Here is a 22,713-nt window from a genome sequence, read left to right on the forward strand (position 1 = left end):
CTCTAAACCATGCTCGCCAACAGCCACATCCTGATCGTTGAAGATGACCCGGTCGCCAGCACCACTTTGTCGGCCTACATCAGCAAAGAGGGCTACCGGGTCAGCACGGCACCCGACGGCGAGACCATGCGCGAGCTGTTTGCTAAAGGCGATGTTGATCTGATCCTTCTCGACATCAGCCTGCCCGATGAGGACGGGTTTTCCCTGTTGCGGGAAGTCCGCCGCCAGTCAGAGGTGGGGGTGATCATGGTGACCGGCAAGGCCGAGGATGTGGATCGGATCGTGGCGTTGGAAATGGGCGCCGACGATTACGTGGTCAAGCCTTTTAATATGCGTGAATTATTTGCCCGGACCAAGAACTTGCTGCGTCGCACCCAGCTGGCACATGTGGTTCGGAAAGATGAAGCAGTGAAGCGATTCTCCGGTTGGACGCTGAACATCCCTCGCAGAACTCTGATGTCCCCGACCGGGGATGATGTCCGGCTGACCATGTTTGAATTTGAATTACTGGCAGCCTTGTGCCAGAACGCTGGACGGGTGATGACCCGTGACAGCCTGATGGACCACGTCAGTGGTCGTGATCGGGCGGCCAACGACCGGACCATTGACGTCCTGGTGGGGCGGCTGCGTCGCAAGTTGGAAGCCACGCCTGCTGATCCACGAATCATTGTGACAGTTCAGGGCGTTGGCTACGTCTTGGCTGGGGAAGGTTGATTTGAACGGCCGGTATGTGGCGTGTAGCACGAGAAACTGTAGCCCGCTTTCAGCCTGTTGAAATCAGCTACCCAAAATTTAATCCTTTTTCAGTTGACAGGCGCCAATAGACCCTTACGAAGTCGTGTTCCTGCTCACTGCAACCCAGCTCCTTAGGCACAAGTGGTGTTCGAATAGATGGGAAGCAGATGACGCTTGCAGTTTCCCGGCAGCTAGTCGGTGTCCTTTGAGCTCAGCAACATCCGCCTGAACGCCCGGCGCCATAACGCGCATCCTGCCGATTCCGAAAGAACTCCAATTCAGTCATGATCGGCAGACCAGGATGGGTGATGCGCCGGTGCCGCACATAGGTGGCGTAATCGGGCACCCCCACCATCTGGCGGGCGGCCTGTCCCAGGTATTTGCCTACCGTGGACAGGTCATTGAAGGAGAACAGCCTAGCCATGGGCAGGCATGGCCTGATAGGGTGTTTCACAACTGGTGACTTTGTCCTGCTTGAGAGCTTTCAAACAGGCCACCACGGTGTAGTACATCATGCTGACCACCACAAAGATGAAGAACACGGCCAATGCGGCGTCAAGCTGGTTGTTGAACACAATTTGATGCATTTGCTCCATGCTCTTGGCTGGTGCCAGCACCACGCCTTGGTCAATGGCGGCCTGGAACTTGTTGGCCAGCGCCAGAAAGCCGATCTTCGGATTGGCATCAAACACTTTTTGCCAGCCCGCGGTCAAGGTGCAGATGATCAGCCAACTGGCGGGAAGAATCGTCACCCAGGCGAACTGTTGGCGCTTCATCTTGAACAACACCACCGTGCACAACATCAGTGCGACACCGGCCAGCATCTGGTTGGAGATGCCAAATAGCGGCCACAGGCTGTTGATGCCCCCCAGAGGGTCAACCACGCCCTGGTACAAGATGTAACCCCAGGCGGCCACACACAAAAAGGTGGCGATCAGGCTGGCAACCCAGGAATCGGTTTTTTTCATAGCCGGCACAAAGCTGCCCAGCAAGTCCTGCAGCATGAAGCGACCGGCACGGGTACCTGCGTCACAAGCCGTCAAAATGAACAAGGCCTCAAACAAAATAGCAAAGTGGTACCAGAACGCCATCATGCCGGGCCCACCCAGAACCTGGGAAAAGATCTGCGCCATGCCCACCGCCAGTGTCGGCGCACCGCCAGCACGTGACAGGATGGTGGTTTCACCCACGTCCTTGGCGGTTTGTAACAAGACATCCGGGGTGATCATGAAACCCCACTGCGAAATCACCAGGGCCGCACTCTGCACGTCGCTGCCAATCACCGCCGCCGGGCTGTTCATCGCGAAATAGACACCCGGGTCGATCACTGAGGCGGTGACCATGGCCATGATCGCCACAAAAGACTCCATCAACATGCCGCCGTAACCAATCATGCGGGCATTCTTTTCGTTGTCCAGCAGCTTGGGCGTCGTGCCCGACGAGATCAGGGCATGAAAGCCAGAGACTGCACCACACGCGATGGTGATGAAGATGAAGGGGAACAGGCTGCCAGACCAGGCCGGGCCGGTACCATCCACAAACTGGGTGACTGCAGGCATGCGCAAATCGGGCGCCACAAACACCATGGCCAAGGCCAGGCCGACGATGGTGCCGATTTTCAGGAAAGTTGACAAATAGTCACGCGGGGCCAACAGCAGCCAGACTGGCAACACCGAGGCAATGAAGCCATAGATGATCAGCATCCAGGTCAGCTGTTTGGCATCAAAGGTGAACATCGGGCCCAGCACCGCGTGCTCAGCCACCTGTCCACCCGCCACGATAGAGGCAATCAACAACACCAGGCCGATCACCGACACCTCACCGACGCGACCGGGGCGCAGATAGCGGCTGTAGACCCCCATGAACATGGCGATCACAATGGTGGCAGCCACGGTAAAGGTGCCCCAGGGGCTGGCGGCCAGCGCCTTGACCACGATCAGCGCCAGCACGGCCAGAATGATGACCATGATGACAAAGGTGCCCACCAGGGCAATCATGCCGGGCACCAGGCCCAACTCGGACTTGACCAGGTCGCCCAGTGAGCGCCCGTCGCGCCGGGTCGAGACAAACAGCACCATGAAGTCCTGCACGGCACCGGCCAGCACCACGCCAACGATGATCCACAGCGTACCGGGCAGGTAGCCCATTTGCGCTGCCAGCACCGGGCCCACCAGGGGGCCGGCACCTGCAATGGCCGCAAAATGGTGACCAAACAGCACATATTTGTTGGTCGGTACATAGTCCAGCCCGTCGTTACGGCGCACCGCCGGGGTGGCCCGGGTCGGGTCGATCTGCATGACCTTGTCTGCAATGTAGAGGCTGTAGTAGCGGTACGCCACCAGGTAAATGGACACTGCGGCGATGATGATCCATAACGCGTTCAACGTCTCGCCCCGGGACAGGGCGACCGTGCCCAGGGAGAACACCCCGATCACGGTTATCAGCGCCCAAAGCGCGTGCTTGTAAACAAGGTTCATGTTTTCTCCTGTAGTAGTTAAACGCCCAGGCCCTTGCAAACCATGGGGCATACCGCAGCGAAAAGGAGCAAACGTTGTCACCCCAGCCCGCAGTGGAGGCGAAATGTAGCGATTTCAAGCTGGGTTTTGGAACCTATCTGGCCAGTGGTTTCCATGGGGATTGAGCGGCACACTGGCGGTGCCGAGCGGCCATCGAATGCGTCAGCCCACCAGCAAGCGGTCTTTCAGTTCACGCAAATAGCGTCGGCTCACAGGCACCCGTCGGGCGCTGCGGGTGACGATTTCCGCACTGCCGTTGTCCAGCATCTCGATCTCGGCGATCTGGTCGATGTTGACCAGATACTGCCGGTGGCAGCGCATCAGGGGTGTGCGCTCCTGCAGGATTTTGAGCGTGAGTTCGGTGATGCCCTGGCGCTTGTCAGACACCACATGCACCCCGGAGAGATCGGTGTAGACATACTCAACTTCGTCGAGCCCCAGCAAGGAAATCCGGCTCAGGCTGACACAGGGAATGTGCCGCAACACCGGCGCAAGCGGCGCGTGCGCAGGCATTGAGGGCCGAGCCCCGGCACGCAGCCACTGGAGGGTTTTGGCCAGGCGTTGCGGGTCGATCGGTTTGAGCAGATAGTCGGCTGCGTGTTCTTCAAACGCTTTGAGTGCGTGTTCGTCATAGGCGGTCACAAACACAATGTGCGGCAGGGCCGCTGGTTCGATCATGCCGACCATTTCCAGGCCGCTGACCCGCGGCATCTGGATGTCCAGAAACACCACATCCGGGCGCAGCCGGTGAATCTGCGCAATGCCTTCCAGCGCGTTGGCGCATTCACCCAGCACCTCGATGTCGGCATGTGCGCCCAGCAGGGCCCGCAGCTCTTCCCGAGAGGGGGCTTCGTCGTCAATGATCAAGGCGGTCAACATGCGGTGCGGTCTTCTTCGATGGGTAAACGTATGGCCACGCGGGTCCAGCAATCGGGCTGACAGGTGACCTCCAGCCCAAATTCAGCACCATAACGCAACTTGATGCGCCGGTCCACCAGACTCATGCCCAGGCCGTCACTGCCTGGCTTGGGCTGGTACAGGCCGGCGCTGTCTTCCACCACCACCGACAACAAATCGCCCAGGCGCTGGGCGCTGACCACAATGGTGCTGGGCTCCAGCATTTGGGAAATGCCGTATTTAATGGCGTTTTCAACAATCGGCTGCAATGAAAAAGCCGGAAGCCGCACGTCCAGCAGCTCCGGCGGCACGTCAAACCTGACGTTGAGCCGGTCGGCAAATCGCGCCAGCTCGATGTGTAAATACGCGTCCACGTGTTCCAGCTCGTCTTTGAGGCTGGCGTCATTGCCGCCGCGTTTGAGGCTCTTGCGGAAAAACGTCGACAGGTATTGCACCAGTTGGCGCGCCGACTCGGGGTCACGCCGGATCACCGCGGCCAGGGTGTTGAGCGCGTTGAACAAAAAGTGCGGGTTGATCTGCGCCTGCAGCAGCTTGATTTCAGACTGCGCGAGCAAACTCTTTTGCTCCTCGATGCGCCCGGCCAGCACCTGGTTGGACAGCAGCCTGGCAATGCCTTCGCCCAGGGTGCGGTTCAGCCTGGAGAAAAATTTGCTCTTGGGCTCATACAGCTTAATAGTGCCGATCACCCGGTTTTCTTCACCACGCAGAGGAATCACCAGGCAGGAGCCGAGCTTGCAGTCCTTGGTGACCGAGCAGGAATACGGCGTCACCGCGCCGTCGGCGTAGACCACCTGGTTGTGGTTGATGGCGCGCAAGGTGTGCGTGGACGAGATCGGCGTGCCCGGCAGATGGTGGTCGGCGCCCGTGCCGACAAACCCCAGCACCTTGTCGCAATCGGTGATCGCCACCGCGCCGACACCGGTTTCCTCGCGGATGATGGCGGCCATGCGCGCGCAGTTCTTCTCGTTGAAGCCCTGCATCAGCACCCCCACGGAACGCTCGGCAATGCGCAAGGCCATCGCCGAAAAGGCAATCGAGTACTTCTCCATGGTTTCGCGGCGGTCCAGAATCAGCCGCATGAACAGCGCCGCGCCAAAGGAATTGGTCAGCACCATCGGCAAGGTGATCTGCGACACCAGCCGCGTCGCGTGGTCCGAGGGCCTGGCCATCAGCAGAATGATGCCCATCTGGAACAGCTCGGCCACAAAGGTGGTGCCAAAGGCAATGGTTGGGTTGAGCAGGCGGTCGGCCTGGTTGCGGCGCATCAGATAGAGGTGCAGGAAACCACCGATCAAGCCCTCAACCACGGTTGAGACCGCGCAGGCCGACGCCGAAAAACCGCCCAGCGAATAACGGTGCATCCCCCCGGTCAAGCCAACGGCCAAACCCACCAGCGGCCCGCCCAGCAAACCACCCAGCACCGCACCAATCGCCCGGGTGTTGGCAATCGCGTCGTCAATCTGGAAGCCAAGGTAGGTGCCCATGATGCAAAAGCCCGAGAACACCACGTAACACACCAGCCGGTCCGGCAGGCGGACGGTGACTTGCATCAGCGGGGCAAAAAGCGGGGTTTTGCTCAACAGATAGGCGACGACCAGGTAGACGCACATCTGTTGCATCAGGTCGCCGACGAGTGCCATGTGGTTGATGCCGGTGAACATGCGGTCAACGCCGAGGCGCAAAGTCGGGGTTAATGGTCATACTGGAGCTGTATTTTTTTGCAATCCAATATTGTCATGCACACCTTACCGGGTTTCATCGCAGGGGTGTTGCGCTTCGCTTTTGAGGGGGCCGATTGTTTTGAGTGTTGATCAGCTGACCATGCTCGCCCAGCTTGTTCAAGTCAGCACTGCTTCAAGGCGGAAAAAATCTGCAGATGCTCGAACCTCTTTCATGTGACCGTGACGCGGCAGAACCTTGGTCTCTATCGTGACGAGACCGGCTTGTGCTAACTGGTCTACATCACGTTTGACAGCGCTGCGATCGCGATGCAAGCGCGCAGCAATGACGGTGATTGAGCCTGGTTCACTCTGAACACTGCGGAATACGTCCAGTCGACTGGCCGTCAGCAGGCGCAAGAGATCGGATGGATCTTCAAAGCTGACAGTGCGTTCCTCCGGAATCGGTTGACCCGCGCTAGCCAAACGTGCCAACGCCTTCCCTCTGCGAAAGAAATCTTGTTCGTTAGCTGATTTGACGGTGACAGTTTTCATGCTTTACCCCTGAGGGCAGTCCAATCGATCTGGAACTGATCTTCAATGTCGTCAAAACTCGTGAATTCAACCGCAGCCACAACACCGAAGTCGTGGTGATACCCATGGTGGTTGTCATAACCGACCACGCGTCCGTTATCGGCACCGTGCAACGCATGATTGATGTACGCAAGGTTGTAACGCGTCACCTGATCTTGCGCATCGACCCATATTTCACGTCGAAGCTGACCATTGCCGCGCTTTTGTGAGATGTGGTGCGTATCCCCCACACCGCAATTGAAAAATCTACACAAGTGGTCGAGGTTTTCCGTTGTGGCGTTGTACGCCGGGGTATTGAGCATCCGAAACAGGGTTGTTCGATGCAAACCCGTTGCCTCGGAAACCTCTTTCCACTCGATGCGGCGCTTTTCCTTGAAGGCTTTTTCAGCCAGTTGCTCAGCTAGTCGCAAACCGGCATTTCCCTATGTGGCTAAGGTGCGCTGGTGGTACGAGTCCCACCATTGCGATAAGAGCAAAATACGCCGCTGGAAGAACTGTCTGTGTAAGGCAGTGATCCTACTGCCACCACGCTGTAGCAGTAGGTTACCTTGTTACCATTTCCCGCAGTAACACTCGCAGCGGTTTGGGCGCCAGTCGGGCTGGATGGCGTGCAGGGAGTCAGGGTGTCATTTGTCGTTGGACTCTGGCAAGCGCTGACCTTATATCCTGTTGCGTTGGAAATGCCTGTCCAGATTAGCGTCGAGGCTGTCCAAGACGGAGAAGGAGTTGCCAAAGTGATCGTGGTTGCATTCCATTTTGCGTACAACGTGGTATTTCCATTAATGGTGAACGTGTTCCCAGCGCTATAGGTGGTGCCCGTACCGGCAGTGGATGTGGTCCACCCGGCAAAGGTAGCGTTAGCTTTGGTCAAACTTGCAGCCTGGACGGTCACGGTGTTACCAGCTGCGTATGAAGCGGCGTCAACTGGTGGTGTTCCCGAACCGCCATTGACGTTGTATGTCACTGAATAGGTGATGGCAACGTTCGACCAGCATGCATACAGACTGGTATTTGCAGTGATGGCAAAGGTTGATCCTGCTGCACGCGAAGTCCCTGAACAGTCTGCAGACGTATTCCAGCCAACAAAATTCAGTGCGCCTTTGGCCAAGTTGCCTTTGGTCGCAACAGTGACTTGGGCGTTGGCCGCGTAGGAATTGTTGTCAACTGGAACCGTGCCAGTCGTGGAACCATCGATAACATACGTAACTTGATAAGCTGTTGAACTTGTCGCAAGTGGACAATCGGTTGCGTGTGCACCGTTGGATGCAGAGCGGCAGTCCTGGTGAAGAACACCTAGCGACACATTCGCCAGAGTCATGTCAGTTGGGCAAGTTGGTTGGGTTGTACTTGTGCTGTTGTTGGTACCACCCACTAGGTAATTCTGTTGGTCCAACGATTTGTTGACTTCAACGTAAGGCTGCACATTACGCTGGTTGACATCGGTGAGAACGACCGTTGCTGCATATTGATAACGGCAAACGAAGTAGGGGTTGCCGCTGGCGTTCCAGTTGCTCGGGCCAGAAATCAAAATTTTGCCCGACCAGTTGTAGGGACCTTTGACTGTAATCGCTGGACTGGGCTCGATCAGAGGAATCACGCAAAGATAAGATTTGTAATTGGCAATGCTTGCGTCCGTATTTTGATCAACCGCATTACCAAACTGGCAAGTAATGTCATTGGTTCCCGCGGCATTTCGGGTTATGCCTAAGTGATGGATATTCAAACCGTTCCAGATAGAATCTGAAACGTTATTTCCTCTTTTGATATATCCAGTCACAATGTAGCCGGTCACGCTAGTGCAATTACTTTGATCAGATGTCAAGGCTGTTTTTACCTGTGCATCAGTCGGATTATCAGTTAATCCGGGTTCGCAAATTTGAACAACATCACCATTGACATTGTCAAAGACAACGTACTCACCATTCTCTCCGAACTTTATTGCACTTTTACCACTACCAATATCAATCGCCGGAATGGGGATACTTAAATTTCGATTCAGAGGTCGTTTGAGATTGATGTTTTGAGGTAATGGAAAGCCCAGAAAACCTGAATCAGCCGGATCGGTTTTGGAGATAACCGAGTTCAGTGTGACCGACTGTGCTTCGTTTGCACGGTCAGTCCAAGTCACGGTCACTGTGACGGATCGCATGGCATCTGCAACGGCTCCCCCAAAAGTCCAGGCACGGGTGAATACTGCATTGGTCGTAATTTCATCTGAACCGTTTGCAAGCGTATCCCAGTACCCAGCGACGGGTGTGCTGGCTGCCGAAGCTGGCACAGCTATCCCTTTGATGTAACGAAGTTGTTCCATTTTTTCCTGTGCCAACCTCACTGCTTCGGTGCGCTGTTGCGCCACATCGACGTTGCGTGTCAGGGCGCCCTGCATCCCTGCCAAGGCCAACATACCGAACCCCACCACGACCAGTGCGACCAGCGCTTCAATGATGGCGAAGCCAGATGAACGATGTGCAAGAGTTTTCATATTCACCTCAGTTGCAGGTTAGAACGGGTTCCGCTGCTGTGCTCAGCGTGCAACGATCTGTCCAGCTGCCTGGCACTCGTACGAATGTTCCTGTTGCCCGCCGTACACCGTTCAATACGGTGGGGTCATAAATCAAACTGCCATTCCCGTTGTTGTTGTATCCAGCACAGGTCACCATCGCACCATGAATATCTGCCGTCCCGGTTCCGACATCGTTCACATTGGAGCTGTTGGAGAAAATCATGCCATAAATGTCAATATTTCCGTTAATGTCAAATCCTTCCGCGGAAACAATGGTGACTGGGTCAGTTGCGGATCCAAACGAGCCGCTGCTGTTGTTACGGGCAAATCCATCCGGGAAATAAAATGCCCGCCAGCCCGACGCGTAAGCCGTATCTACCAAACCACCACAGGTATTTGCACTGTTGCAATTCGGGATAATCTTGGTCGTGGGTGAGTTTGCATACTGTGAAATGGTGGAACCAAAATAAGCGTTGAACATGGCCGAATTGCTGCAAGTTGGGTCTGAGTTGGAAAGCGCAGCTAAGGTACTGTCCCCACCGATTAGCGAATTTTGAACGGGTTGGCCTGGAATTGTGGTGTAGGACGTTCCATTGCCTTGTGTGATCGTGGTGCCCGCGTTGACCAGAGTTCCACCCGTTACGGCATCAAGATTTGCAATGTTGTAGGAGCCACCCACAGCACAAGATGTTCCACAAGTCAGCGGTGCTGCTGGGGCTGCGCGTAACAACGGTCTAAGTTTCAAAATAACCGACACCACCGCGCTTGCGTCTGAATTGACAGCAGAGGCTGGCGTGCAAGTACCAGCCTGCGCAGCACATCCAACAGAGGTGACTTGAACCGCCTCCAAATCAACCAGTCCTGTTATTGAGTCAGGTGGTGCTGGTTTGAAAACAATGGTGAAGCTAGGCGCGACGTCAGTACCTAAATTGGTTGTGCTGTTTGGCACATCAGGGCAATTGCAGGTAAACGCAGAGGTTGCCTCGTTGATTTTGCATCCTGGAAACGTTGTCAAAGCCGGGTTGACATCGGTGGCGGTACCTGTGCCAGAGGACCATTGAGTCTGAACGTATTTTTTTCGGAATGAAATGTTGGTGGTGGTTAACAAGGTGCATGCAGTATTGATGTCATACGGCGCATTAAGCATGCCAGTTGCCCATTCAATACCTGCTTCAGCCATCTCCAGCGCTTTGGTTGACCGCATTTGACTGGCTGATGTTTTTTGCTCAAACAAAACGTTTCTATTCAGGTACAACATCACGATAGATATGCTGAACAAAAAAACCATGGTGACAATCAGGGTAGCTGCGCCACGTTGGTGGTGGCGGGTCTGATTTCGGCCATGCCGATTTGAAATGTATGACATGGACATACCGCTAGAGGAGTTAAGTTGGGCAAACGCCTGACATAGCATCGTTGCGAACTCTTACCTGTGAGCGCAACGTGCGTGTCATGCTTGGGTCCGCTACCGACGTGCCAGTCAGCGTGATATTAAAAGTGCGTACTGCAACCGTCGGACAACTGCTGCCCGTGCAAGTCGTAGCGCAAGACGCACGGATATCAATGGTGGTGGTGTCTTCTGCAATCGTCAGGCCTGTGATGTTTTGAATATTGGTGTCGGTCAGTGACTGCGGTGTACCGCTTGCACCCAGTTTCATCTTTATGGCGTGGTCAGTATCGAGTTTGAACTCAAAGGTTCGGTTATTCACAGTGCCTGAAGAATCATCCGTGCTGTTGGCATAGCGGTAGGTCACCACAGGAGCAGAAGCCGTGCCAGCCAGACTAACGTTGGCATACGGATTGGCTGTAGTCGTTGCGCCGGTCGTGTTGGTGCCAGAAAGCGAGTTGACCCAATATGCACCCCGGCGCAGGTCGCGGGTGATCAGGTCCATGGCAGAACGCAAGTCCTGGTCCATGCGAGCCTGGATCAACAGCAGGCGGGAGTTGCCCAGGTTGTTGACGTAGAGCAGGCTGGCCCCCGTCAAAATGAACAAGCCAATCGCCACGCCGACCAGTAATTCAACGATCGAGAAACCACGGGAATGGCGCCGAGCGCCAGCACGTCTGGATGGCGCGTTGTACCGCTGATGAGCGTGGTTCAGCATGACGGATAGCCTCCAAAACCATTTGGACTGCAAATATTGATGACGCCCATGGTGCTGATATTGACGCGCAGTGTGGACGTCGTTTGGGGGCTGCAGGCAACGCCGATAAAGACGAGGTTAGCTGCTGTTGACATGCCGCGGGTGGGCTCAAAAGTGACGGACAGCGGTAACGTTTCACCAGAGGACAAGCTGCAACTGGAATCGATGGTGACGGTTTTCACGCTGCCCACGGTGTAGCCTGTCGCGCTGGCCACCAGTGTCAAAGCGGTGTTTTTGCTGATGGCTTCTGCCCGGGTGAACTGCAGGTCGGTGCTTAGCTCATTGGCAATGCCATCAAGCCGCCTGCGTGCGATAGATTCTGTGAAAGAGGGTGCAGCCAGCGCCACCAGAATGCCCAGAATGGCAATGCCGATTATCAGTTCGACGATGGTGAAGCCTTTCACTTGGCGCATCATTTGCTCCAACAGCCTGTTGGGGTGTTGACGGCGCTTCCATTCGTCACAGTGACAGTCAATACCGTACAACCCGTGTCACCGGCTTGGCTTTTTCCAGAGATCGCTGAAGCCGTCGCCGTATAGGCTGTGCTGGTAGGGGTACCCGAAATGCCCAACGTGTAATAGGCTCCTGCCGTCGTAGCCGATGTGATACCCAAGCTTGTCAAGCTTGAGGCGTACGTCGAATTGTTTGAACGCCACCGTTCTTGCGCCTGCTGCAGGGCCGACAAGGCTTGAACCGCATCAGAGCGCCGACTCTTGCGAACCTGCGACTGGTAGCTCGGGTAAGCCACGGCGGCCAAGATGCCAGCAATGGCCACCACAACCATCAGTTCAATCAACGTGAAACCGCGGTGTTTGCGCGCAAACGGGTGGCCTGGCTGGGGAAATTGGATGTGTTTCATGGTGTTGATTTTGTGGCAGTGGGTGTGGGGTGACAAGCGATTGTGTCGCCGCCAATCTGCCGGGTTATCCCGCTTGTCGGCGGGCGTCTGACGTCAGCAGGGTTTGTAGCCGCTGACCGCACCGTCCGGCGAGCAGGTCCGGGTGCGGCCCATGATGTTGACGATGTGCCGAATGGTGTTGGCGCGGCTGTCGGTGAAGTTGATCGAGCCAGCGGGGGAGGCGGTGCCGCGCACTGGGTCAAACAGCATGGTGGTGACGTTGGCGCTCACCGTCACGCCGCTGGCTGCGGCCAGGCCGACGCTTTTTAGAACCACGGCGTCGGGGTTGCTGCACTGGGCACCGCCGTTGCTGCTGCAGGTGCAGTCTGCCGCAGCGCCGGTGTGCAGCAGGTAGCAGGTGCCGCCCGCATCGGTGTCAAAGCTAAGGCGTGTGTTGCGGTTGCGGGCCACGGCTTCGCTGCGGGCGTATTGGATGTTGGTGGTCATTTCAGAGGCGTAGCCCTGCAGCCGCTGGCGTTGCAAAAAGTCTGTGAATGAGGGGGCGGCCAAGCCGGCCAGGGTGGCGATAAGGCCGATGACGACCAGCAGTTCTACCAGCGTTAAGCCGTGTTGACTGGCCGGGTGACACTGACGTGAGAGTGTGTTGCGTCCCTGCATCGCGCGCCCTCTATGGAGTGGATGCAGTTCATGGTAGGCAAGATGAAAATCTTTTGGTATCCCCCGTTTGGGGGATAAAGCCGGTCAATGAAGCAGTTTTACAACATGTTCAGCCAAGATAAATCAAACCGCTGGTTTTGATTTGCGCTATTTGCATTGATGATGGACATGTCGATTCAGCCCAACTGCAGGCCTACCGCCCCACCTCATCCACCAGCGTCTTGAAGTCGTCAATGTCTTCAAAACTGCGGTACACGCTGGCAAAATTGCGCTATTTGCATTGATGATGGACATGTCGATTCAGCCCAACTGCAGGCCTACCGCCCCACCTCATCCACCAGCGTCTTGAAGTCGTCAATGTCTTCAAAACTGCGGTACACGCTGGCAAAACGCACGTAGGCGACCTTGTCGAGTTTTTTCAGCTCGGCCATCACCAGTTCGCCAATGCGGGTGGACAGCACCTCGCGCTGGCCCAGGTTGAGCAGTTTTTCCTCGATGCGTTCGACCGCGCCATCCACCTGTTCGGTGCTGACCGGGCGTTTGCGCAGCGCCAGTTTCATCGAGCCGATGAGCTTGGCACGCTCAAATTCGATGCGCCGCCCGTCTTTTTTGACCACCGCCGGAAAGCTGACCTCCGGGCGCTCGTAGGTGGTGAAGCGTTTGTCGCAAGACGCACAGCGGCGTCGGCGGCGGATGAAGCCCCCGTCTTCCGCCACCCGCGTTTCCACCACCTGGGTGTCGGGGTGGCTGCAGAAGGGGCATTTCATGGGTTTCTCAAAATGTTGGGGACAGAGCAGATTTCACTGCGTGTAAATCCTGGACTGTCCCGCAATCAGCTATACACAGGGAAGCGAGCGGTGAGGGCGTTGACCTTGGCGCGCACCGCCTCAATGTTGGCCGGGTCGCGCGGGTTGTCCAGCACGTCGGCGATCAGGTTGGCGGTGATGCGCGCTTCTTCTTCCTTGAAACCACGTGTGGTCATGGCCGGGGTGCCGATGCGCACACCGCTGGTGACCATCGGTTTCTCGGGGTCGTTGGGGATGGCATTTTTGTTGATGGTCATGTGGGCGCTGCCCAGCACGGCTTCCGCTTCCTTGCCAGTGATGCCCTTTGCGCGCAGGTCGACCAGCATCACATGGCTTTCGGTGCGGCCACTGACGATGCGCAGGCCGCGCTCGGTCAGGGTTTCGGCCACTACGCGGGCGTTGGCCAGCACCTGTTGCTGGTACAGCTTGAAGTCGGGTTGCAGTGCTTCCTTGAACGCCACCGCCTTGGCGGCAATCACGTGCATCAGCGGGCCACCCTGCAGGCCGGGGAAGATCGCGCTGTTGATGGCTTTTTCGTGTTGCGCCTTCATCAGGATAATGCCGCCGCGCGGACCGCGCAGGCTCTTGTGCGTGGTGCTGGTGACGATGTCAGCATGTGGCACCGGGTTGGGGTACACACCGGCGGCGATCAGACCCGCATAGTGGGCCATATCCACCATGAAGATGGCGCCCACGTCTTTGGCCACCTTGGCAAAGCGCTCAAAGTCGATGCGCAGGCTGTAGGCGCTGGCGCCGGCAATGATCAGCTTGGGCTTGGATTCATGGGCCTTGCGCTCCATGGCGTCGTAGTCGATGGCCTCGTTGGCGTCCAGGCCGTAGCTCACCACGTTGAACCATTTGCCGCTCATGTTCAGTGCCATGCCGTGGGTCAGGTGGCCACCTTCGGCCAGGCTCATGCCCATGATGGTGTCGCCGGGTTTCAGGAAGGCCAAAAACACAGCTTCATTGGCCGAGGCGCCGCAATGCGGCTGCACGTTGGCCGCTTCGGCGCCAAAAATCTGCTTGACGCGGTCAATGGCCAGCTGCTCGGCAATGTCCACAAACTCGCAACCGCCGTAGTAGCGCTTGCCAGGATAGCCTTCAGCGTACTTGTTGGTCAGTTGGGTGCCTTGCGCGGCCATCACCGCGGGTGAGGCGTAGTTTTCACTGGCGATCAGCTCGATGTGGTCTTGCTGGCGCTGGTTTTCGGATTGGATGGCGGCAAACAGCTCGGGATCGGTTTGCTCGATGAGAATATTGCGGTTGAACATGGCAGTCCTATAAGACTAAGGGCCTGAGCGTCATCCGAGTGATGACACCAGGGCTGCCCAGGCGAACGGCTGATCACAAGGCCCGAATGGGCGCCTGCGGCACGCTCCCCCGTGGTGTTCCCACTTCGGTGCCCCAAAAAAACCTGTGAAGGTGGAGCGCCTATCGCCAGTTGCGTGCCGCCGGATTTTAGCCCAAGGGCTTACTTCAAGGCGACGATGGCGGGGGCTGCTTCAACGGCGTCAGGGCTGGCGGGCGCGGCTGGCGGCGTCGCTTCGGTGGCGCTGGCCTCTAGCGGTGCCGGGGTGGGCGGCACCCGGGCTGGCACCGGGCGACCCTGGGCCACCTGTTGCAGGCGGGTGTATTCCGCCATGACCTTGGCGGTATAGCCGCCGTCGCTTTCAATGTTGGCCGCACCCACGTAGTACTTCAAGCCACCTTCCACCGAGCCGGCGGTGCGGATGCAATCCTGCAGCACCTTGACACCCACGCGCAAGTTGGCCAGCGGGTCAAAGGCGGCAAACTCACCACCAAAGCTTTTGTACTTGTCGCTGTGCACACGGGTCATCACCTGCATCAGACCCTGCGCGCCGACATGGCTTTGCGCAAACGGGTTGAAGCCGGACTCAATGGCCATGACCGCCAGGATCAGCGTGGGGTCCAGGCTGACACGTTTGCCGATTTCATAAGCCTCCGACACGATGGCGCTGATCGGCTCGGGAGCCACGCGATATTTTTTGCTCAGCCACAAGGCTACCGAGGCCTGTTGTTTGGGCAGGTCCTTCGGGTTGGCTGCGGTGGCACGGTCGCTGGCGACGGGGTCGCTGACCACCGCCGTCACGTCAACGCGGCGTTCCTGCAGCCAACTGAACAAGTGGGTTTCGCCAAGCGCGCGCAATTCGGGGCGGGCAAACAGGGCGATGGAGACAAAGAGAACAGCCAGGCCGATCAGGGCAATGCTGTTGTGGGTGATATCGAAAAAGCCTTTGGCGACCGTCGTGGTGACGCGGCGCAGGCCAATGAACAAATTTTTAGATGCTGACATAGCTTCTCCTTCTTGCGCGGGGTTCGTCGCGTGGCACTGCATGCCGCTGAACTGAACACTCGCCTGGGTTGTTACGCTATCAATATCCTGCGGTTGACTTCTTTCCTGGTTGGGTGCAGAGACTTGATGTTGCCGGGGTCGGCAGCTTAGGGTATTCCCGCGGTATCGCGGTTTCGGCGGATTCTAGGTGGGTTATATATGTCAAGTCAACCATATCAAATTTATTTGTTATGCATAAAAAAGTGATATCCCGTGTTATTTGCTACACCTTTTGACGTGTTTCCGCCTTCAAAATCCGTGCCATGAAAACAGATCAGCGCAGCCCTGCCGTGTCGAGCCCATCGCCTCTTGACCAACCTTGGCTGCGCCGCTCGCTCTGGGTGCTGGGCGGATTGCTGCTGTTATGGGCGGTGACGTGGCTGGCGGTACCGCCGCTTCTCAAATCTCAGGCCGAATCGCGGCTGGGCGACTTGCTGGGGCGGCAGGTGACGGTGGGTGAGGTGGACTTCAAGCCCTGGTCGCTGGAGCTGAGCGTGCGCGATGTGGCCATCGCCCGCGCCAACGGTGCGGGCATCACATCCCCCCAGGTGACGCTGGGTCATCTCTATATAGATATGGCGCTCCAGTCGTTGTTGCGGCTGGTACCGGTGGTGGATGCGTTGGTGGTGGCGTCGCCACACGTGCACCTCACCCATCTCGGCCAAGGGCGCTACGACGTGGATGACATGCTGGCCAGGTTGACGCCACCCCCCCAAGACCCGGCTGAGCCAGCGTCATCCCCACTGCGTTTTGCGCTGTACAACCTGATGTTGTCAGACGGTTTGGTGGCGTTGACCGACGCGCCCAGGAACCAGGTGCACACCTTGAGCCAGCTGCAACTGAACCTGCCGTTTTTGAGCAATCTGGACTCCAAACGGGATGTGCTGGTGAGCCCCAAGCTGGCGTTTGACCTCAACGGCACCCGGTTCGATTCCAGCGCCCAGGCCTTGCCGTTTGCCCAGACGCGCGATACCGATGTTCAACTGTCGTTCAAAGACCTCGACCTCGCCCCGTATCTGGCCTATCTGCCCGCCAGCTTGCCGGCGCGGCTGGGCGCGGCGGTGCTGGATGCGGACCTCAAACTGGCCTTTGAGCAGACCGACACGCCCGTGGTGTCCCTCAGTGGCGTGGTGGGTGCCAGCCGGGTGCAGATCAGTGTCGCGCAGGGTGCCGCCAAGGACCCGGCCAGCACGGAACTGCTGGCGTTTGACCGGCTGAGTGTGCAGCTCAAGGACGTGCAACCGCTGTCACGCCGGGTGCAGCTGGGCCAAGTGACACTGACCCAGCCGCGCCTGAACGTGCAGCGCGACCACGCGGGTGTGCTCAACCTGCTGGCGCTGGCGCAACCGGCCGCATCCAGCGCCGCCCAAAACACAGCCACCAGCTCGGATGCCCAAAAGGCTGGTTCTGACAATGAACCACACCCTGCTGATGCCGCCAGCGCGCCTGCGTGGCAGGTCAGTGTGGACACCCTTGCGCTGGAAGGTGGTGAGGTGGCCTGGTTGGACCAGGTGCCTGCGCAGCCCGCCCAACTCAAGCTGACTGCCCTGAACATGCACGCAACCGCGTTGGCCTGGCCGTTCAGCCAGCCCATGCCGTTTGATGGCAGTGCTTTGTTGGCTGGGGCGGCACTGCAATTCAAAGGCAGCGCCACCGATCAGGCCACTGACGTCAGTGCCCAGCTGGCCGCCTGGCCGCTGAGTGCAGCGCAACCCTACCTGGCCGATGTGCTGGTGCCCCGGTTGGACGGTGCCGTTACAGCGGACCTGGGTTTGCGCTGGGCGGCGGCCCAGGGTGCGCAAACCTCCGTTACAGAACTGAAGGTGAACAACCTGAGCCTGGACAAGCTGGTCTTGATAGGCGGCAAAAAAGCACCGCTGGCCAGCGTTTTCCAGGTGCAGTTGCAGGAGGCGGTGGTGGATGTGGGCCGCCAGTCGGCCAGCCTGGGGGTGATCAAGGTCACGCAGCCCAAGCTGGCCATCACCCGCGCGGCCAATGGGCGCTGGATGGCGCAAGACTGGCTCCAAGCGCCGTCGGCCAAGCAGGCTGCGCCCGCCGCAGCGGGCCAAGCGCGGGCCAAGAGGGCCACGGCGGCGGACCCAGCGCCGTGGCAGGTCAAGCTGGGCGAGTTGCAACTGAGCGAGGGCAATGTGGCTTTCGTCGATCAGAGCACCCCCACCCCGGTGAGGCTGGCGGTAACGGCGGCCCATCTGCAGCTGAAAAACTACGCCAACACCGGCCCGCAGAGTTTTGGCTTCAATCTGTCGGCCCGCCTGCGCCACGGCAACACCGAGCCCGGCAAACTGGCCTGGCGTGGCAGCGGCGCCTTGCACCCGCTGGCGCTCAAAGGCGACCTCAACGCCGAGCGCCTGCCCATCCACGCGCTGGCGCCGTATCTGAGCGACACCCTGAACATTGCCCTGCTGCGCGCCGACACCAGCTTCAAGGGTCGCGTCAGCATGACCCAGCAAACCGCGGGTCTGGCGCTGCAACTCAAGGGCGACGCCCGGCTGGAAGACCTGCAGACCCGCACCCTGGCACAGGCCGAGCCCTTTGTGGCCGCTGAAGAACTGCTGAACTGGAAAAGCCTGAGCCTGAGCGGCATCAACCTGGCCTTGGCACCGGGCGCCGCCACCCAACTGGAGGTGCAAGGCACAATACTGAGTGATTTTTATGCCCGGCTGATCCTCAGTGAGGCGGGTCGGCTGAACCTGCAGGATGTGCTGAAACCGGCTGTTGCCCCTGCCAGTCAGGCGTCAGGAGCTATGACCGGGGAATCGATGCCGGCCCCACCTGCAGTGGCTGCGGCCAGTGCGCCCGGTGTGCCGGCCGCCGCGCCTGCCCCGGTCAACACGGCGCTGGCGCCGGTGGTCCGATTCGGCCCCGTCAGCCTGCTCGGTGGCCGGGTGAACTTTACCGACCGCTTCATCAAGCCCAATTACTCGGCCGATCTGACCGAGCTGGTCGGCAAACTCAGTGCGTTTTCGTCGCAAACGACGGCGGGAGAGATTCAGCTGGCTGATCTGGAACTGCGTGGCCGTGCCGAGGGCAGCGCCACGCTGGAGGTGCTGGGCAAGATCAACCCGCTGGTGCAACCCATTGCGCTGGACATCCAGGGCAAGGTGCGCGACCTGGAACTGGCGCCGCTGTCCACCTACTCGGCGCGTTACGCGGGATACGGCATTGAACGTGGCAAGCTCAGCGTGGATGTGGCCTACAAGGTGCAACCCGACGGCCAGCTCACCGCCAACAACAAATTGGTGCTCAACCAGCTCAGGTTTGGCGACAAAGACCCCAACGCCACTACCAGCCTGCCGGTCAAGCTGGCGGTGGCCTTGCTGGCAGACCGCAATGGCGTGATCGACATTGACCTGCCCATCAGCGGCTCGCTCAACGACCCGCAGTTTCGCCTGCTGCCGATCGTCTTCAAGGTCATTGGCAACCTGATTGTCAAGGCCATCACTTCGCCCTTCAGTCTGCTGGCCAGCGCCTTGGGCGGTGGCGGTGACACGCTCAGCATGGTCAGTTTTGAGGCGGGCTCGGCGGTGCTGAGTGATCAGGCCAAGGCGGGCTTGGACAAAGTGGCCAAGGCGCTCACCGACCGCCCCGCACTCAAGATGACCGTGGTGGGCACCGCCAGCCTGGAGGTCGAGCGCGAAGACTTCAAGCGCCAGCAGTTGCAGGCGCTGGTGCAGGCTGAAAAACGCCGCAACCAGCCCGCCGCTGACGGCAAAGAGGCCACCGCGCCAGTCAAAGCGTCTGCCGACGAATACCCGGCGCTGCTCAAAGCGGTCTACAAACGCGGTGATTTTCCCAAGCCGCGCAACCTGATCGGCCTGACCAAAGACATGCCGGTGCCCGAGATGGAGGCCTTGCTGCTGGCGCATCTGGATGCGTCCGAGGCCGCCATGCAGGCGCTGGCGGTGAAACGCGGGGTGGTGGTGCGCGACTACCTGGCCAGCCTGAAGCTGCCCTCTGACCGGCTGTTTCTGGGCGCCGCCAAGGCCGTGGCCCCGGAGTCCAAGTGGCAACCCCGCGCCGAACTGAATCTGACCACCGAGTAGGGCGCGCACCAAACTCTGCAAATGTTTTGGCTGGGGCGGCAAAACCCGGCGAAAATAGAGCTTTGCCCCTGCCGCACTCTGGCAGGCATCCTCTTATTTTTGTGTGCGCGATGTCGATGTTTCCCTTCTCCAAAAACAACCCTGCAGACACCCCTTCTGACGCCCCTGTGGCGCCCGCCAAAACCCATGAGGCGCATCCGCTGGACGCGCTGACACGTGGCGCGTTTTCGGCGCAGACCTCGGGCGAGCGCATGGCCTGCATCCGCGAGTGGCTGGCCAGCGGCCCCACGCCCGAGCAGTTGCAGCAGGTGTTCAAGGAACTGAGTGGCAAGGACAAGGGCGCCGCCAAGCTGTTGCGCGAGAAGCTCGACGAAATCAAACGCAGCAAAACCCAAGCCACCATCGCGCTGGAGTGGGCCGACAAAGCCCAGGCTCTGCTGGCTGTTCCCAAGCTCAACCTGGCCGACGCTCTGGCCTGGCAGCGCGATGCCGCCAAAGCCGGTGCGCCCTTGAGCAAAGAGCCGCTGGCCGCTCTGAAAGCCCAACTGGTGGAGCGTGTGCGCGCCATCGAAGACCTGCAGCACCGCGTCCAGGTGCAGCGCGAAGCTGCCGTGCTGGTGGCCCAGCGCATCGAAGTGCTCTCCACCAAACCCTGGCGCGATGCCCAAGCCGCGCATGATGCGCTGAGTGCCGATGTCAGCAACTGGCAGGCCGAGGCCAGCGCGCTGTCCGGGGACGCCAATTGGCCGAGCGTGGATGCCAAGTTCCCGCCGTTGCTGCAAGCCTCGCAGGCCCAGCTGGGCCTGGTCTGGGACGCGTTCCAGGCGGCGTTGACCTCCACCGTGCTGGCTGCTGAAGACACCGCCGCGCCGCTGCCCAGCGTGCCGGTCTGGGCTGACGAGTTGCGCCTGGCGCGCGGCATCCCCCTGGAGCCGGTGGTCAAGGCTGCCAAGGCACCCGTTGACCCTGAAATCAAGGCCCACGCCACCACTGCCGTGGCGGAAGCACTCGCAAAGTTAGAGCAAGAAGTCACCCAAGGTCACGGCAAAGCCAGCGCTGGTGCCGCCAATGCCCTGCGCAACGCGCTGAAAGAATTTGGCCGCCTGATTGACGACAAGCTGGAAAACCAGGCCAAAAGCGCACTGGCTGCCGCCGGTGAGCTCGAAGGCTGGCAACGTTGGCGCGCTGACCAGTTGCGCGAAGAGATGGTGGCCAAGGCCGAAGGCCTGCTCAAGCGCCCAGAAGGCCAAGCCATTGGTGGGCGCAAGATGCAGGACACCCTGCGTACCTTGCGTGACCAGTGGAAGGCCACCGACCAGGGTGGCGTGCCCAATCACGGCTTGTGGAAGCGGTTTGATGACGCCTGCAACGAAGCCCACAAGGTGGTGGAAACGTGGCTTGAAAAGCTCAAAGCCGAGACCGCCGAACACCGCGCCCAACGTCTGGCACTGATCGAAGAAGTCAAAGCTTGGGCTGGTGCCAACCGCACCGCGCTGGACGACGACTGGAAAGGCTTCAACCGCGTGCTGCACCAGTTTGGCGACCGCTGGCGCGAGTCCGGCCACGTGGGCGAGAAGATGTATGCCGAACTGAACACGCTCTGGAAAGCCGCCATCGACGAAGCCGCCGCGCCGCTGGAAGCGCTGCAAAAGCTCAGCCTGGCCGCCCGCCATGCCATGATTGACGAGGCCAAGGAACTTGGCGGCCAAGAGGTGCTGCGCATCGACGCCGTCAAAGCGTTGCAGCAGCGCTGGCAGGCCGAAGCGCACCGCGTGCCGATGGACCGCCGCCATGAGCAAAAGCTGTGGGATGCGTTCCGCAAACCGATCGACGACGCCTTCAACCGCAAGACCGCTGAGCGCGAAAAGGCCCAGAGCGCCCTGAGCGAGCGCGACCGCATCGTGCTGGACGCTTCCAAGGCGCTGCAGGCAGCCAACGCCTCGGGCGACGCCCAGGCCATCAAGAGCGCCATGGCCGCACTCGACGCGGCCCTGCGCGGCCAGGCCCAGGCTCAAGCCGCAGTCGCCGCCAGTGCCCAGACTTCAGACGAAAAAGAAGCGCTGGCCCAGGCGGATCAGGGCCAGGCAACGGCTGAAGCCGCCGCTGGCGGAGACACGACGATGGACGCACCCGCCGAGCCGACAGGCGAGGGCGCTGCGCCTGAGGCCGCCAAACCCGTGGCACGCAAACCGGTGGTGGCCATGCGCGGTGATGACCGCCCTGGCATGAAAAAAGACGCCCCGGCGATGCCTGCCCGTGGCGGCAAATTCGGTGACCGCAAGGATGCAGGTCGTCCGGGTGGCCGTGACGGCGGACGTGATGCTCGCCCGGGTGGTCGTGGGGATGACCGTGGCGGCTTCCGTGACGCTCGCCCGGACCGCGCCCCGATGGGTGAACGTTTTGATGCACCGCGTCTGGGCGATGCCGCCTTCCGCGCCCAACGTGACGCGCTGGAGCAAGCCCAGATGGCGTTGCGCAAGCTGGCAGCCCAAGCCCATGGCGAAGCGCTGACGCACCTGCTCACTGCGTGGGAAAAACGCGATGCGGCGTTGGTGCCCAGCGTGCAGGAGTTGGGCAGCCGTGTCGCGCCCGCTGTGCGCGCCGGCTGGTCCAAAGCCATCACCCAAGCCCCGGCCGGTGACGCCAGCACCGCGCTGCTGCGTCTGGAAATGGCCGCTGAGGTGCCGACACCCGCTGAGCACATCAGCGACCGGCGTTTGCTGCAACTGCAATTGCTCACCAAACGCAACGATCCGGCACCGGTGCAAACCTGGGGCCAGGACGCCGCGACCGTGCTGGGCGGCGCGTTTGAGCCTGCGGCCGCTCGGCGCTTGCAAAACGTGCTGAAGGTCTTGCTGAAGCCCTGAGGCGTTCACAGCGGTGACGGGGTCGCTTGTTGCAGGCTT

At 59.4% G+C, this 22,713-nt stretch carries 18 protein-coding genes and 1 riboswitch; of the genes, 3 read left to right on the top strand and 15 right to left on the bottom strand.

The genetic code is table 11. From position 1 onward, the window contains the following. Window positions 1–9 precede the first annotated feature (9 nt). Window positions 10–714 (top strand): response regulator, encoded by a 705-nt coding sequence (locus LHU53_RS00725; protein WP_227330155.1) that lies wholly within the window; start codon window positions 10–12, stop codon window positions 712–714. A gap of 232 nt (window positions 715–946) precedes the next feature. Here the strand turns inward: LHU53_RS00725 and LHU53_RS00730 are convergent, their stop codons facing one another. The 15 genes from LHU53_RS00730 to LHU53_RS00805 all read right to left on the bottom strand — a co-directional run bounded on the left by LHU53_RS00730 (window position 947) and on the right by LHU53_RS00805 (window position 15,704). Then, window positions 947–1,159, bottom strand: a complete 213-nt coding sequence (locus LHU53_RS00730; RefSeq protein ID WP_227330156.1) for a YbdD/YjiX family protein — start codon at window positions 1,157–1,159, stop codon at window positions 947–949. Further along, entirely contained in the window at window positions 1,152–3,212 is a 2,061-nt protein-coding gene (locus LHU53_RS00735; RefSeq protein WP_227330157.1) for a carbon starvation CstA family protein, read from the bottom strand. Before LHU53_RS00735 ends, LHU53_RS00730 begins: the two co-directional genes overlap by 8 nt. 201 nt (window positions 3,213–3,413) lie before the next feature. Next, on the bottom strand, window positions 3,414–4,130 hold the full coding sequence (btsR, locus tag LHU53_RS00740; protein WP_227330158.1) for a two-component system response regulator BtsR: 717 nt from the start codon (window positions 4,128–4,130) through the stop codon (window positions 3,414–3,416). Then, entirely contained in the window at window positions 4,124–5,830 is a 1,707-nt protein-coding gene (locus LHU53_RS00745) for a sensor histidine kinase (protein ID WP_227330159.1), read from the bottom strand. The genes btsR and LHU53_RS00745 overlap by 7 nt, the downstream gene beginning before the upstream one ends. A gap of 177 nt (window positions 5,831–6,007) precedes the next feature. Continuing rightward, window positions 6,008–6,382, bottom strand: a complete 375-nt coding sequence (locus LHU53_RS00750; protein WP_227330160.1) for a helix-turn-helix domain-containing protein — start codon at window positions 6,380–6,382, stop codon at window positions 6,008–6,010. Then, a complete protein-coding gene (locus tag LHU53_RS00755; RefSeq protein ID WP_227330161.1) occupies window positions 6,379–6,831 on the bottom strand; it encodes a helix-turn-helix transcriptional regulator in 453 nt (150 codons plus the stop codon). The genes LHU53_RS00750 and LHU53_RS00755 overlap by 4 nt, the downstream gene beginning before the upstream one ends. A 20-nt stretch (window positions 6,832–6,851) precedes the next feature. After that, window positions 6,852–8,903, bottom strand: a complete 2,052-nt coding sequence (locus LHU53_RS00760; protein WP_227330162.1) for an InlB B-repeat-containing protein — start codon at window positions 8,901–8,903, stop codon at window positions 6,852–6,854. A 7-nt stretch (window positions 8,904–8,910) separates the two neighbouring features. Continuing rightward, window positions 8,911–10,290: a PilX N-terminal domain-containing pilus assembly protein gene (locus LHU53_RS00765; protein ID WP_227330163.1), complete on the bottom strand. Its 1,380-nt coding sequence runs from the start codon at window positions 10,288–10,290 to the stop codon at window positions 8,911–8,913. 19 nt (window positions 10,291–10,309) lie between these two features. Continuing rightward, window positions 10,310–11,029, bottom strand: coding sequence for a PilW family protein (locus LHU53_RS00770; protein ID WP_227330164.1), 720 nt, complete (start codon window positions 11,027–11,029; stop codon window positions 10,310–10,312). Then, window positions 11,023–11,481, bottom strand: a complete 459-nt coding sequence (locus LHU53_RS00775; RefSeq protein ID WP_227330165.1) for a GspH/FimT family pseudopilin — start codon at window positions 11,479–11,481, stop codon at window positions 11,023–11,025. Before LHU53_RS00775 ends, LHU53_RS00770 begins: the two co-directional genes overlap by 7 nt. After that, on the bottom strand, window positions 11,481–11,927 hold the full coding sequence (locus tag LHU53_RS00780) for a type IV pilin protein (protein ID WP_227330166.1): 447 nt from the start codon (window positions 11,925–11,927) through the stop codon (window positions 11,481–11,483). Before LHU53_RS00780 ends, LHU53_RS00775 begins: the two co-directional genes overlap by 1 nt. A gap of 93 nt (window positions 11,928–12,020) precedes the next feature. Then, a complete protein-coding gene (locus LHU53_RS00785) occupies window positions 12,021–12,584 on the bottom strand; it encodes a GspH/FimT family pseudopilin (RefSeq protein ID WP_227330167.1) in 564 nt (187 codons plus the stop codon). A gap of 317 nt (window positions 12,585–12,901) precedes the next feature. Next, a complete protein-coding gene (gene nrdR / locus LHU53_RS00795) occupies window positions 12,902–13,351 on the bottom strand; it encodes a transcriptional regulator NrdR (protein WP_227330168.1) in 450 nt (149 codons plus the stop codon). Window positions 13,352–13,416: 65 nt separating this feature from the next. Continuing rightward, on the bottom strand, window positions 13,417–14,661 hold the full coding sequence (gene glyA, locus LHU53_RS00800; RefSeq protein ID WP_227330169.1) for a serine hydroxymethyltransferase: 1,245 nt from the start codon (window positions 14,659–14,661) through the stop codon (window positions 13,417–13,419). A gap of 48 nt (window positions 14,662–14,709) precedes the next feature. Further along, window positions 14,710–14,845: riboswitch (ZMP/ZTP riboswitch) on the bottom strand. 16 nt (window positions 14,846–14,861) lie between these two features. Continuing rightward, window positions 14,862–15,704, bottom strand: coding sequence for a lytic transglycosylase domain-containing protein (locus tag LHU53_RS00805; protein WP_227330170.1), 843 nt, complete (start codon window positions 15,702–15,704; stop codon window positions 14,862–14,864). Window positions 15,705–16,006: 302 nt separating this feature from the next. On the opposite strand from LHU53_RS00805, the gene LHU53_RS00810 reads away from it, so the two are divergent. Next, window positions 16,007–19,807 (top strand): DUF748 domain-containing protein, encoded by a 3,801-nt coding sequence (locus tag LHU53_RS00810; RefSeq protein ID WP_227330171.1) that lies wholly within the window; start codon window positions 16,007–16,009, stop codon window positions 19,805–19,807. Window positions 19,808–19,923: 116 nt separating this feature from the next. After that, entirely contained in the window at window positions 19,924–22,674 is a 2,751-nt protein-coding gene (locus LHU53_RS00815) for a DUF349 domain-containing protein (RefSeq protein WP_227330343.1), read from the top strand. Window positions 22,675–22,713: the final 39 nt, after the last annotated feature.

Source organism: Rhodoferax sp. U2-2l (genome assembly GCF_020594515.1).
In the GTDB taxonomy this organism is placed as follows: Bacteria; Pseudomonadota; Gammaproteobacteria; order Burkholderiales; family Burkholderiaceae_C; genus Rhodoferax.